Source organism: Steroidobacter cummioxidans, from assembly GCF_003104955.1.
Genome location: NZ_LSRW01000015.1, coordinates 40,582 through 52,899, shown reverse-complemented (window position 1 = coordinate 52,899; position 12,318 = coordinate 40,582). Strand labels below are relative to the sequence as shown.

12 protein-coding genes are annotated in these 12,318 nt (G+C 61.9%); 7 read left to right on the top strand and 5 right to left on the bottom strand.

Features of this window, described 5'->3' with window-relative positions:
* Positions 1 to 64: 64 nt before the first annotated feature.
* Genes D0550_RS09925 through D0550_RS09915 form a run of 3 tightly spaced genes read left to right on the top strand, consistent with a single transcriptional unit; the run spans position 65 to position 3,345 of the window.
* On the top strand, positions 65 to 1,903 hold the full coding sequence (locus D0550_RS09925) for a monovalent cation:proton antiporter-2 (CPA2) family protein (protein WP_116809061.1): 1,839 nt from the start codon (positions 65 to 67) through the stop codon (positions 1,901 to 1,903).
* 32 nt (positions 1,904 to 1,935) lie between these two features.
* Positions 1,936 to 2,286 (top strand): YciI family protein, encoded by a 351-nt coding sequence (locus D0550_RS09920; protein WP_116809008.1) that lies wholly within the window; start codon positions 1,936 to 1,938, stop codon positions 2,284 to 2,286.
* A 39-nt stretch (positions 2,287 to 2,325) separates the two neighbouring features.
* Positions 2,326 to 3,345, top strand: a complete 1,020-nt coding sequence (locus D0550_RS09915) for a ribonuclease Z (protein WP_116809007.1) — start codon at positions 2,326 to 2,328, stop codon at positions 3,343 to 3,345.
* Here the strand turns inward: D0550_RS09915 and cls are convergent.
* From cls to D0550_RS35175, 5 genes are all read right to left on the bottom strand, one after another.
* Positions 3,333 to 4,583 (bottom strand): cardiolipin synthase, encoded by a 1,251-nt coding sequence (cls, locus tag D0550_RS09910; protein WP_161965739.1) that lies wholly within the window; start codon positions 4,581 to 4,583, stop codon positions 3,333 to 3,335. The two genes, D0550_RS09915 and cls, sit on opposite strands and share 13 nt — an antisense overlap.
* Before the next feature lie 229 nt (positions 4,584 to 4,812).
* Positions 4,813 to 5,421 carry a putative quinol monooxygenase gene (locus D0550_RS09905; RefSeq protein WP_116809004.1) on the bottom strand — a complete coding sequence of 203 codons (609 nt, stop codon included), beginning with the start codon at positions 5,419 to 5,421 and terminating at the stop codon, positions 4,813 to 4,815.
* A 176-nt stretch (positions 5,422 to 5,597) separates the two neighbouring features.
* Positions 5,598 to 8,024: a DUF6351 family protein gene (locus D0550_RS09900; protein ID WP_153067104.1), complete on the bottom strand. Its 2,427-nt coding sequence runs from the start codon at positions 8,022 to 8,024 to the stop codon at positions 5,598 to 5,600.
* Positions 8,025 to 8,177: 153 nt separating this feature from the next.
* Entirely contained in the window at positions 8,178 to 8,330 is a 153-nt protein-coding gene (locus tag D0550_RS36800; RefSeq protein WP_116809001.1) for a helix-turn-helix domain-containing protein, read from the bottom strand.
* Positions 8,284 to 9,006, bottom strand: coding sequence for a response regulator transcription factor (locus D0550_RS35175; protein WP_116808999.1), 723 nt, complete (start codon positions 9,004 to 9,006; stop codon positions 8,284 to 8,286). Before D0550_RS35175 ends, D0550_RS36800 begins: the two co-directional genes overlap by 47 nt.
* Positions 9,007 to 9,338: 332 nt before the next feature.
* Here D0550_RS35175 and D0550_RS09885 point away from each other — a divergent pair, with 332 nt between their 5' ends.
* The 4 genes from D0550_RS09885 to cpaB all read left to right on the top strand — a co-directional run bounded on the left by D0550_RS09885 (position 9,339) and on the right by cpaB (position 12,284).
* Complete coding sequence (locus tag D0550_RS09885; protein ID WP_116808997.1) at positions 9,339 to 9,530, top strand: Flp family type IVb pilin; 192 nt, start codon at positions 9,339 to 9,341, stop codon at positions 9,528 to 9,530.
* Positions 9,531 to 9,597: 67 nt separating this feature from the next.
* Complete coding sequence (locus tag D0550_RS09880) at positions 9,598 to 10,122, top strand: A24 family peptidase (RefSeq protein WP_116808996.1); 525 nt, start codon at positions 9,598 to 9,600, stop codon at positions 10,120 to 10,122.
* A gap of 24 nt (positions 10,123 to 10,146) precedes the next feature.
* Positions 10,147 to 11,490: a P-loop NTPase family protein gene (locus tag D0550_RS09875; RefSeq protein ID WP_116808994.1), complete on the top strand. Its 1,344-nt coding sequence runs from the start codon at positions 10,147 to 10,149 to the stop codon at positions 11,488 to 11,490.
* A complete protein-coding gene (gene cpaB, locus D0550_RS09870) occupies positions 11,490 to 12,284 on the top strand; it encodes a Flp pilus assembly protein CpaB (RefSeq protein ID WP_206606183.1) in 795 nt (264 codons plus the stop codon). The genes D0550_RS09875 and cpaB overlap by 1 nt, the downstream gene beginning before the upstream one ends.
* The last annotated feature ends 34 nt before the right edge of the window (positions 12,285 to 12,318 follow it).

The window sequence follows — 12,318 nt, the reverse complement described above, 5'->3', positions numbered from 1 at the left end:
TTTGGCAGTCGCGCTGAATCGCGTACGCGCCTATCATCCGCCCTTTCCCCCTGACGAGCTGCCAATGGCCCCCGAACACGATTCAAGCATGCTGGTCAGCGCGGTCGCGTTGCTGGGCGCCGCCGTCATCGCGGTTCCCCTGTTCAGACGGCTCGGCCTGGGCTCGGTACTGGGCTATCTGGCCGCCGGCCTGCTGATCGGTCCATTCGGTCTCGGGCTGTTCTCCGACCCCCACGCCATACTGCAATTCGCCGAGCTGGGCGTCGTAATGTTCCTTTTCATCATCGGCCTGGAGATGCGGCCGTCGCACTTGTGGCACCTGCGGCGGCAGATTTTCGGTCTGGGCGCGCTGCAGATTGGTGCATGCACATTGGGACTCACAGGGGTCGGCATGGCGTTTGGATTGTCGCCGTTGATCGCTTTTGTCGGTGGCGCCGGTTTCGTGCTCACTTCGACCGCCATCGTCATGCAACTGCTGGCCGAGCGCGGCGACATCGCGTTACCTCACGGTCAGAAGATGGTGTCGGTGCTGCTGTTCGAGGACTTGTTGATCGTGCCGCTGCTGGCACTGGTGAGCTTCCTGGCGCCGGGCGCAGCGACGCACACCGATACCCCACAATGGGTTTCCATGCTGACCGGCATCGGTGCGCTCGCTGGCTTGATCGCGGCCGGCGTGTGGCTGCTCAATCCTCTCTTCAGCATTCTGGCGCTGGCACGCACGCGTGAAATCATGTCGGCCGCGGCGCTGCTGGTCGTGCTCGGCTCCGCATTGCTGATGGAGATGGGCGGCCTTTCGATGGCCATGGGCGCATTCCTCGCCGGCGTGTTGTTGTCCGAATCGACCTTCCGTCATCAGCTGGAAGCGGATGTCGAGCCGTTCCGCGGCTTGTTGTTGGGATTGTTCTTCCTGGCCGTCGGCATGAGCCTCGACTTGAAGGTGGTCGCCGACAACTGGGCGTTCATCGTCGCCGTCGTGCCCGCCATGATGGTCACCAAAGCCCTGTGCATTTACTTCGTCGCGCGCTTGACGCGCAGCTCGCATCAGGAAGCGCTGGATCGCGCTGTCCTGATGGCGCAAGGCGGCGAGTTCGCGTTCGTTTTGTACAGCGCCGCGGCCGCCGTCGGCATCATCGATGAAACCGTCAATGCCAACATGACCGCAGTCGTCGTGCTGTCGATGGTGCTGACCCCGCTGGTGGTCATCGTGGTCCGACGTTTCATGAAGCCGGCGAGCCAGTCGCTGGACGGCATTCCGATCGCCGATGGGCTCGAGGGCAGTGTGCTCATGATCGGCTTCGGCCGCTTCGGCCAGGTGGTCAGTCAGGCGCTGCTGGCGCGAGGTGTCGATGTAAGCATCATCGATGCCGACGTCGAGATGATCCGCTCCGCCCGGGAATTCGGCTTTACCGTTTACTACGGCGACGGGACGCGGCTGGATGTATTGCGAGCCTCTGGCGCCGGCAAAGCTCGCCAGATCGCCGTCTGTGTCGAGAGCCGCGCGACCGCCGATCGTATCGTCGAGCTGGTGCGCGCCGAGTTTCCGCAAGCGCAGCTGTTGGTGCGTGCCTACGATCGCGAGCATGCGCGTCTGCTGGTCGGTGCCGGCGTCGATTATCAGATCAGAGAGACCTTCGAATCGGCGCTGCAGGCCGGTGGCGCCGCGCTGCGCCTGCTCGAAGTGAGCGAGTCGGAGATCGAAGAAATACTCACCGGCATCCGGGAGCGCGACGCGGAGCGTTTCGCGCTCGAAATTGCCGGCGGTGGCTACCAGGCCGGCATCGGCATGTTGCTACGGAATACCCCACAGACACCGTCGCGCCCCACTCCGTTCAGCAAGCCGCGCACTGAAGGCAAGGCGCTCAACGAAGTGCCCGGTGAGAGTCCGAGCGAGAGTCCCACGTAAACATCAGAACCCCTGTTCTCGAGGAGCCAGTCATGAAAACGTTTCTAGCGGTTTATACCGGCAGCGCGGCCTCGTTCGAAAAATGGAGTGCGCTGCCCGAAGCCGAGCGCAAGCAGCGAGAGCAGGCCGGCATGAAAGCCTGGGGCGACTGGATGGCGAAGCATCAAGCCGCGGTGGTCGTGCCAGGCGGCCCGCTGGGCAAGACCAAGCAAGTGAACGGTGCAGGCATCGCCGACATCCGCAACAACATGGCGGGTTTCGTCGTGGTCAAAGCCGACTCTCATGAGGCAGCGGCCCGCCTGTTCGAAGGTCATCCGCATTTCACCATTTTTCCTGGCGATGCCGTGGAAATCATGGAGTGCCTGCCGATTCCCGGCCAGTAAGCCCCAGGAACTTCGCCCTCGTGGCCGCGTTGCGCGAGCATGCGGCCGATCTACCACGCCAGGCTGGTCAACGGGGTCTGGGGCGACCCCGGGGTGTGCATCGATCTGAAGTTTCAGCGCCGCGCGCTGCTGTTCGATATCGGCGACGTGCAGTCGCTATCCACTCGCGTGCTGCTGCGGGTGAGCGATGTCTTCGTCAGTCACACGCACATGGATCACTTCGCCGGATTCGATCACCTGCTGCGGGTGTGCCTGGGACGCGATACCGGCGTGCGGATGTACGGCCCCGAGAATTTCATTTCGCAAGTCGAGCACAAGCTCGCGGCGTACACCTGGAACCTGGTACAGAACTACACCGTCGACTTCATCATCGAAGCACATGAATTGCGTACCGACGGCACCGTCGCCCGCGCTCGCTTTCGCAGTCGGGACAAGTTCGTGCGCGAGACGCTGCCCGATGCTGTCACCCACGATGGCGTGCTGCTGCAGGACGAGCAGTTCCTGGTTCGCACCGTTCCGCTCGACCACCACGGCATCCAGTCCCTGGCCTTCTGCTTCGAGGAAAGCACGCACATCAATGTATGGAAGAACCAGCTGGAGAGCCGCGGCCTGCCCACCGGCCCTTGGCTGACTGAACTGAAGAGGCTGGCCAGAGCTGGCGCCCCGGACGACACGCCCGTCGATGTCAGATGGCGGACACGCGAGGGCTCGCGCGAGAAAACATTCGCGCTAGGCGAACTGAAGCGCGACGTGCTGGAGTTCGTGCCCGGCCAGAAGGTGTGCTACGTCACCGACGCGGGCTGGACGCCGGAGAACGCAGACCGCGTCATTCCATTCGTCGCCAATGCGGATCTGCTATTCATCGAAGCCGTGTTTCTGGACGCGGACCGGGAACTGGCCGCCGGCAAGTCCCACCTCACGACCACCCAGGCGGGAACGATCGCACGACTGGCCTCGGTCAAGGACGCGCATCCGTTTCATTTCTCGTCACGCTATCACGACGATGATGCGACTCAGTGCGCCGAGTTCCTGCGGGCCTGGCGAGATCAGAGCCAGTAACTGAACAACTTCACGCCGAATTCCTTCAGCCGTTGCCACAGCGAGCGCTGCTGCCAACGCTCCAGCGTCACGGGTCGCGAGGCGCGCTCGTCGCGCTTGAACACTTCCTCCATACGCTGGCCGAAGTCACGATTGACGACGATGGCGTTGACTTCGTCGTTGTGCAGGAAGCTGCGCATGTCGAGGTTCGAGGAGCCGACGATGGAGATCGTTCCATCGATCACGACACTCTTCGCATGCAGCAGCGCGTCCTTCAGCTCATAGATCTTCACGCCGGCCTCGAGCAGCGGCGTGAACGTCGCTTGCGTGGCATTGAGCACGATCCGCGAGTCCGTGAACGCAGGGACAATGAGTCTCACATCGACGCCGCGACGTGCAGCTTCAGCCATTGCATCCAGCAGCTCGGGGTTGGGCGCGAAGTACGCATGAGTGATCCACAATCGACTGCTCGCGTGTGTGAACGCCGCGAGATACGTGCCGTAGAGGGATCGATCGTCCGATTTGCTGTCGTTGCCGACGATGGTGACCAACGTGCTGCCGGCGGATTGGGCCGACGGCAGATATTGATCGCCCTGCTCTGCCTGCAGCGGCTCGCCCGCCTCAGCCCAGGACTGAAGAAACAGCGTTTGCAGCTGTTTTACGGCCGGGCCTTGAATGCGCATGTGCGTATCGCGCCAGCCATCTTTTATCCCACGTTTCGGCCCGGGCCGACTCGAGGATGGGCTGGAATAGGTGCTGTCGATATTGATGCCGCCGGTGAAACCGACCTTGCCATCGACCACGATGATCTTGCGATGGTCGCGGTTGTTGATATCCCAGATACGCGGATTCTTCACCGGGTTCATTGGCCTGAACTCGCGCACTTCGATGCCCTGCTGCCTCAGGTGCTCGAAGAAATCCTTGGGCGTGTCCATGCTGCCGATGCTGTCGTAGAGCACGCGGACTTCCACGCCTTCCTTACGTTTCTGCGCCAGCAACTCGCCGAAGCGCCGGCCGATATCGTCGGCGCCGAAGATGAATGTCTCGAGATGGATATGATGTCGGGCCGCGCGCAAATCCGATTCGATCGAGCTATAGGTTTGCGGGCCGTCGATGAGCGCGCCGACGCGATTGCCGCTGGTCAACGGCATCGAGGAATTGCGGCGTACGGCTGCCACCAGCTCGCGAATCGCCGCGTCGCTCTTGTACTCCTGGAGCGCTGCCTGCAGCAGCGGATCACTCTCGTCCTCGGACAGCACGCGCTGTCTCGCGACGATGGGTGGGGCCTGTTCAGATTGTTGAACGCGAGGATTCGACGCGCACGCCGAGCACAGCGCCAATGACAATAGCAGCAACCGGGAGTGGAACCTGGGTTGCTTCGACGCCGTGGCCCCCGCCATCACGCACGTAAGTGACAACACTCACGCAAAACGAATCGTTTGTCAGCAAAGTTCCTTGATGCAAGCGCTTATACGTGCGATCCGAGACTCAAACGCCGAGCTTCTCGGCCTGTACCGAGACCATGTGCAGCTCCGGAACGGAGCCCAGCAACGCCATGGATTGTTTCGCCAGCTCACGCGGCACGTGCCCCACCAAATGCAAAAAGCGCGCACCGTTGTCCGGGAAGACATCGAAGATGCCGTAGTCGCCATCCTCAGTGCGGATGGCGAACCACGCGGTGGTGTTCGGCTCCTCCATGACCATGCGCCGGGCATAGCTCAGAAACTGCTCCATCTCGGGCTCGTGACCGGGTTTCGCTTTGAAAGTGAGCAACAGCCCCTTGGTGTCCGGGGGCGTGGGATTCACCGGCAATTTGTCGCTCAACACCTCGACCTTTTGCAGTCGCGGCGGGCCATCGAACAATTCGTTGCTCTGTTGCAAGGCTGTCGCGACCGGGCCATGCAGATGGTCCTGGAGAGAGGCGTCGTCGAGGAAGGTGTCGAAAATCCCGTATTCCCCCCTGCCGAAGCGCACCGCGAACCAGGAGCGAGTGCCAATCTCCTCCTCGACCAGTGGCAATGCCGATTTCAAAAAGTGCTCGACCTCGCGTTCCTTGCCGGCTCGAGCATCCAGGCGAACGAGCAGTCCGGCGGCCATGGGGCACCTCCAGGGAAGGTTCGGGTTATCCGGTCCGGCCTGCCAGGAATCTCGCGCACCCGCGCCTTCGCGGCTACACGCATTTTCATCGGTAGCGGCGCGCGATTGCGCGATCGGAAAGCGGCGAGCCCCGCCCGGGCTGGCGCCCTCCCTCGCGAGGGCGCCAGCCGTTCGGCTCAGATCCGATCCGCCTTCGCAGGCCGACCCTGATCCGGGCGGCTGTAGTCGCACACGCCGCTCGGGAAGATTTGTTTCAGCTTCGTCACCTGCTCCGACGTGGGCTGCCACGGCGCATACACGCCTTCCTTGACCGCCTTGTCCACCGGCTTCAGCGCACACTTATAAATGCCGCCTTCGATCGGCGCACCGGCCACGATGCGAGACGTCGAGTGGATCGGGAAGCGACGCGTGCACGGACCGGCCGGTTTGTCGTCGAGGATGCCGTTCCATGCGTCATTGCCTGCATAGATCAGCGAGCCCGTGACATCGAAACAGCTGTCGATGGCGCGCGGCGGCCGATTGCCACGAATGCCCTTACCCGGGTTCTTTTCGATATTTCGCATCCACTCCTCCATCACCGCGATGGCATCCATGGATTGGCTGGCCTTCGGCACACCGGGCATGGTGTCGGTGAACCAGATCACCAGCATGTCGCTGTTGCCCATTCGATCCAGCACGCGCTGACGCACGGCGAAGCTTTGATGCACGTTGTGCATGTCGAGCTCACGCTCCATGTACTGACGATGATCGATGGTCGGCCGATCGAGCTGGCCATGAAACACCATGCCTGACGTGTACGCGCCACGAATCGCACTCAGATCGCCATTGGTACGCGGCGCCGGCCTGGTCGGATCGGGGCTGACAGTCATATTGCGCCGACTCCACGGATCGAAGTAGCCGGGCACCGTCAGCGCCTTGTTGATCTCCGCAGCCGTAGTGCCGAAGAATGGAAAGCCTTCCTGCACCATCTCGCTGGGCTGTTTCCAACCGCCGATGTTCCAATTGAGATTCAGGAACTCCTCGAAGGTGAGCTTGCTCTCCTGCAGCGAGCGCAGGCCGTACTGCACGCCGACGTTGTCCCAGGTCGGGCGGGCCGCCCCCGTCTCATCGACCCCGTAAATGTTTCGCAGGTCGTCCCAATGCGTCCAGCGGATCGCTGCGATATCGGATTGCGGCTCGTAGTTTTGCTGGTTGGGTGCCTGGCCGTACCACGGGTTCATGGCGAGTGGCGACAGTCCGCGCCACGCCGGCACGCACTCGGTCGTGCCGAGCGAGGTGCTGTAGCCGAGCGCGACTTTCAACTGAGCAAGAGGATCGTTCACTTTGTCGAACCCCTCCTCGGCATTGAAGCCGACCAGCCAGCTGCGATTCTTGGTGACGCGCCACTTCGGATTGGCGCGATCGGTTGCGTCCATGTAGTGCTCGAGCAGCTCGCAATCGCCGACATGAATGGTTTGCGTCACCATGTCCGGATACGACTGCACTGGCAGCAGCGCATCGAGCAGCCCTGGCTGATTCTGGCCGAGGATGTACTGTTGAATCGCCCCACCCGAGCCGCCGAGGCCGACGGTGTAACTCGGCACGGCGTAGCGCTCGATGAAGCGCTCCTTGGTCATCATCATGGTCTCGGCGGCCAGTTGCAGGTTGTAATGAGTGCCGGTGTTGTTGCCGCTCGAATGCGCGATGGCATAGCCGAGCCGGAGAATGTCCGGATTCAGCGAGCCGCTGTGCACGGTGCCCTGCGAGTGGCCGATGGCGACGCCGCCCTGGAACCAATACAGCAAGCGTCCATTCCAGAGGCTCAGGTCGACTTTGGCGGCCTTCTCTACAAACGGCACCAGCATCGCAATGCTGTAGAGGAAGCGGTTGATCGAGCCGACCTCACGCCGCACGACGAAGTCGACGACTCGGCCGTCGGGCATGGTCACTTGCGCCAGATCGGCCGGCCGACTGCCATCGATCGGCATGGGCGCCCAGGCATTGCCCGTGGTGCGATATAGATAAGTGACGAAGGTTTCGATCGAGCAGTCGCGGCTGTATCCAATGACGTTGCCGGCGCTGTCGAAAACGCGGTTGCCCGGCGCTGTCGCGCTCTCGACGATGGGCTGGCGTCCGACGCCACTCTGCGTGGTCGTGCAAACGAACGGATGCTGTTGCGGGCCGGAGAACATCGGCCCCGTGATCGGATAGTTCGTCACCTTCAGCGAATCGCGATCCGAGCGTCCCTTGACCAGCGCCTCGAGGCGGTTCTCGCCGACCTCCAGGCCCGTGATGACCGCTTGAACGCGATCATTGCCCTTGGGCTTGAGATCGACGTTTTGTATACGACGGCCATTCAGGTACAGCTCAACCGTGTGCTGCAGACCGGGCGGAACACGCACCTCGATGCGAGCGTCACCGCCGGAAACATACTGCGCGGGACTGGAAAGAACCCGCAGCTCCACCGATTTGCCCCTGCCGCCCTGATCGTTATCGTCCTGGCCCTGGCCGCGACCATTGTTATTCTGAGCATGCGCGAGCGCCGAGCCCAGCAATGCAACCATTGCCAGTGCAGGCGTAACGCAAGCGCGGACGAATTCCAACCGACGATGATCCGTCGTCATGAGATATCCCCCGTCTGATGTTGCCCCGGTTGCACGACCAGGGTTTGTAGATTTCACGCGCCGGATCTAGGCCCGGCGTCGCGTGACGGTAGGAATACTCTTGCGCAGTGCAGATTGCAATCGACGGGAGACGCAATTCGGCTCGCTGAGCCCTCACCCGATCGCTTCGGAATCCGTCGAGATCAGACCCGACGAGTCGGCGCGCTTCGACAGGATCAACAGCGATGCACGATAGGCACTCGGCGACATGCCGGTACGCTTACGAAACAATCGAGCAAAGTACGATGGATCGTTGAACCCCGCCATCGCTGCGACATCGCTCACCGGGACCTTGTGCGATCCCCCGAAACAGTCGTTTTCGGATTTGCACCAAGCGACATTCGCCGAGGTAGTCCCGAAACGTTATGCCGTGCGCCGATCGGAAGGCACGACTGAACTCGAACGCGGACATGCCGCACTCTCTGGCGACCTCCTGTTCGCTGATGGGCTGCGCATAGTTCTTTTCAATGTAGCCGAGCACGCCATCCAACTTGCCTCGCGAACTCCTCCGGGCGTGGTAGCGCGCTTCATCCGGAATCGCTTCGGCGCCCGTGGCGTTGGCCCGAGTGGATTGAGTGCGCCGGGCTTCCAGCACCGGCGATAGCCGCTGCACACAGCGCAGAACGTCGCGTGCGCTCACAGGCTTTAACAAAACATCGAAGATCCGGGCCCGTAACGCCCACAGCACGACGTCCGCCGACTGTTGGGACATCAACATAATGATGGGTACAGAAGGAAATCTGGCCTTGGTGTCGGCCATGAACTTCAGACAGCTCATGTCCGGATGTTCGAACTCGAAACAAATGACATCGGCATTGCTCGCCAACGACAGCGCCGCCCACAGATGTTGTTGATCCGTAGGCCGCACCTGGCAATGGCGCGAGAACTCCGCTGCCGATGCCGCATCGTGCGCACCGCAGCAATTATCCACCCAGAGCAGCATGACCTGTCCCGCCTCCCCACTAAGCCGCAGCTGACGCCCCCGAGACTACGCGCCGAGGAATGTTCCTTTAGTGATCTTTATCACTTTCTTTTTCAGCGCCTGCGGCTGGCTGCATTTATTCCGGATTTAGACCTAGTTCGTCACTGTGGTCAACACGTAGCGAATGATTTTTTTGTAGTGCGCCTCTTAACAGCAAAAACGTCCTGGTGGTTCGCAAGAACATCCGCGAATTGAGCACTGCACTTGCTGGAGAGTCCGACTGACCGCGACAGCGGGGAAAAGGGTCCGCACCCGGCCCAGTTTCTCGGGTGAAATGAATCAGGAGTCAAACAATGAGCAACTTGAAACAGGCGGTGATGGAGTTCATCCGTGAGGAGGAAGGCTTGACGGTGGTCGAGTATGCGATTGCCGGCGGGCTGGTGGGGCTGGGAGTGGTAGGCGCGTTCACCAATCTTGGCGAGCAGGTGCGCATCACCATCACTCGGCTCGTGACTGCCCTGACCACGGCCAACGCCGCTCCGTAACGCGGGTTTGAGGAGAGCACCGCCCCGTGTGCTCTCCTCCTTCACTCTCGGCCAGGCAGGATTTCGAATGCTCGCCACCCAAAGCCAACTCGATGCGGCGCTGATCCTGTTCGTCGTCTGCGTCGCGATCATCGACTGGCGCACCCATCGCATTCCGAACCTGCTGTGCGCAGTCGCGGCAATCATCGGGCTGTCCTCACAACTCTGGATGCATGGCGAAGACGGACTGCTGTCCGCCCTTGGCGGCGCCGCAGTCGGATTTGCCATGTTTCTACCTTTCTATGTGCTGCGTGCGTTCGGTGCCGGCGATGTCAAGGCGATGACCACTGTCGGCCTCTTTCTGGACATGCACACCACCATGATCGCCGTCGGCATGACGCTGATCGTCGGCGCGATCCTTGGAGTCGCCGTGCTGTTGCTCAAGCCAGTGGCCGCAAACGCCACGTTCCATCGCCTCATTGGGCTGCTCGTCGCCCCCATCGCCAGCATGCGCGCCGCGAGACAAGCGACAGCGACGCAATCCGAGCGCTTTCCCTACGGCATTGCCATTGCCTGCGGCACCGCTGCCGCACTGTTGATCGTGACCCGTTGACAATCCAGACAACAAAAAGAAGTCATGTACAACAAAACTCCGCCCACCGATGAACCGACCCGGGATGCCGCGCGCGTCGCACCTCGTCCTCAAACGCTTGCAGCGACCGGACTGCCGGCCGCATTTCTGGGCGATCTGGTAGAGAAACATCTGTTTGAGGGCGGCGTGCTGTCGATGCGCGAGCTGGTGGTCCGCACTGCTCTTTCGGGTCGTTTGTTGGAAGAGCTGCTGGGTTTTCTGCGCCAGGAAGGCCGGATCGAAGTCCGAGCTCAGCATGGCGAGCTCCAGGGCCTGGGCTACGCGCTGACCGAGCGCGGCCGCGGCTCGGCAATGGCTTCGCTGATGGCCAGCGGTTATGTCGGCCCCACTCCGGTGCCGCTGGACTACTACAACCAGGTCGTTCTCACTCAATCCGTTCGTGGACGCGCCGTCACCCGCGACCGGATGTTTGCTGCGTTCGATGACACAGTGCTCGATCCCGCGCTGCTGGACCGGCTGGGACCAGCGATGAACTCCGGCAAGGCCATCTTCGTTTACGGCGCCCCTGGCACCGGCAAAACATTCATCACCCAGCGACTGGCGCGGCTGTTCGACGATACCTGCCTGATCCCGCACGCTCTTGCGATCGGCGACACGGTGGTACGCGTTTTCGATCCCAGCGTGCATCGCCAGTCGCAGGACAACTCGCCGGTCGTGATGCTGACCCGAGGTCACGATCCTCGTTACGTACTCTGTCAGCGGCCGCTGGTGATTACCGGTGGCGAGCTGACGGCCGACATGCTCGAAGTCCAGTTCGATCCCGCCACTCGTCAGTACCGCGCACCGCTGCAAGTAAAGGCGAACGGCGGCATGTTGATTCTCGATGACCTCGGCCGACAGCGCATTCCGCCCACCACGGTATTGAATCGCTGGATTCTGCCGATGGAAGAAGGCGTCGATTATCTCAGCATGAGTACCGGCCAGCATTTCCGCACGCCGTTCGACGTGATCCTGGTGTTCTCCACCAACCTGCGGCCGGACGATCTGGTCGATGAAGCGTTCCTGCGTCGCATTGGCTACAAGATCGGCTTTCAGCCGCTCAATCCCCTGCAATATCACATGATCTGGCAACGCGCCTGCGAAGCCCGCAGCGTGCGCTACGACCCCGCCATCTGCCAGTTCATGATCGATTCGCTGTACCTGCCGAGCCGCACGCCTCTGCTGCCCTGCCATCCACGCGACCTGATCGGCATGGCACTCGATCGCTCCATCTATCTCGAGGGTCACCTCGGTCTGAGCACCGGAGCATTGCAGTGGGCCTGGGACAACTATTTCGTAACCACGCCGGGGTCGACGAGTGACGCCGCGGCAGACCTGCGGAGATCGTAATGATGAAGCGTCGAGGCGCATTGATGGTAATGCTGTCGCTCATGTTCGGAGCTGCGGCTGCGTGGTCGGCGAAGAACTGGGTGGAAGAGCGCACTCGCGCCAGCAATGTCGCTGACGCGGGGGCCCCGGTACTGGTCGCAGCGATGGAAGTACCCTATGGCACGGTCATGGAAGGCCGTCACGTAAAAGTCATCACCGTGCCCGTTGGCACGTCGCTGGGCAATCACTTCAGCAGCGTCAAAGAGATCGAAGGCCTGATCGCCTCTCAGAAGGTGCTCAATGGCGAGGTGCTGCTGAAGGAGCGCTTCACCAAGAACGGCGCCGGCAGCACCCTGGCTGCGCTCATCAAACCGGACATGCGGGCGGTCACCGTGCGCGTCGATGACGTCGTCGGTGTCGCCGGTTTCCTGTTACCGGGCAATCGCGTCGACGTGGTGGCAGCCCGCAAAGTCAACGAGCGCGCCACGACCGAGACCATTCTAATGAACATCAACGTACTGGCGGTCGATCAAACATCCACCCAAGACAAGAACGAGCCGGTCGTGGTGCGCGCTGTCACGCTCGAGATGACGCCGCAGGAGGCCGAGATCCTCGTGCGGGCTCGCGAGGAAGGTCGCATCCAGCTCACATTGCGCAATCCAGCCGATGACTTGCGCCCGCAACTCGCTGCAACTCCCGAACCGCCGCCGCCCGTCGCCAAGCCGGTGCGCCGTGCGCCGCCGCCGCGTCCGGCAGCCCCGAGTGTGACGATCATCCGCGGCACGCTGGTCGACAACGGCGAGCCCAGCACCTGAATCGGCAGCCCTTGACCTTGTCACTTACCTAACG

Bases quoted from the DNA above. Each gene is read 5' to 3' on its own strand.
- D0550_RS09925 (WP_116809061.1), top strand. From the start codon at position 65: ATGGCCCCCGAACACGATTCAAGCATGCTGGTCAGCGCGGTCGCGTTG.
- D0550_RS09920 (WP_116809008.1), top strand. From the start codon at position 1,936: ATGAAAACGTTTCTAGCGGTTTATACCGGCAGCGCGGCCTCGTTCGAA.
- D0550_RS09915 (WP_116809007.1), top strand. From the start codon at position 2,326: ATGCGGCCGATCTACCACGCCAGGCTGGTCAACGGGGTCTGGGGCGAC.
- D0550_RS09905 (WP_116809004.1), bottom strand. From the start codon at position 5,421: ATGGCCGCCGGACTGCTCGTTCGCCTGGATGCTCGAGCCGGCAAGGAA.
- D0550_RS09900 (WP_153067104.1), bottom strand. From the start codon at position 8,024: ATGACGACGGATCATCGTCGGTTGGAATTCGTCCGCGCTTGCGTTACG.
- D0550_RS36800 (WP_116809001.1), bottom strand. From the start codon at position 8,330: ATGGCGGGGTTCAACGATCCATCGTACTTTGCTCGATTGTTTCGTAAG.
- D0550_RS35175 (WP_116808999.1), bottom strand. From the start codon at position 9,006: ATGCTGCTCTGGGTGGATAATTGCTGCGGTGCGCACGATGCGGCATCG.
- D0550_RS09885 (WP_116808997.1), top strand. From the start codon at position 9,339: ATGAGCAACTTGAAACAGGCGGTGATGGAGTTCATCCGTGAGGAGGAA.
- D0550_RS09880 (WP_116808996.1), top strand. From the start codon at position 9,598: ATGCTCGCCACCCAAAGCCAACTCGATGCGGCGCTGATCCTGTTCGTC.
- D0550_RS09875 (WP_116808994.1), top strand. From the start codon at position 10,147: ATGTACAACAAAACTCCGCCCACCGATGAACCGACCCGGGATGCCGCG.
- cpaB (WP_206606183.1), top strand. From the start codon at position 11,490: ATGATGAAGCGTCGAGGCGCATTGATGGTAATGCTGTCGCTCATGTTC.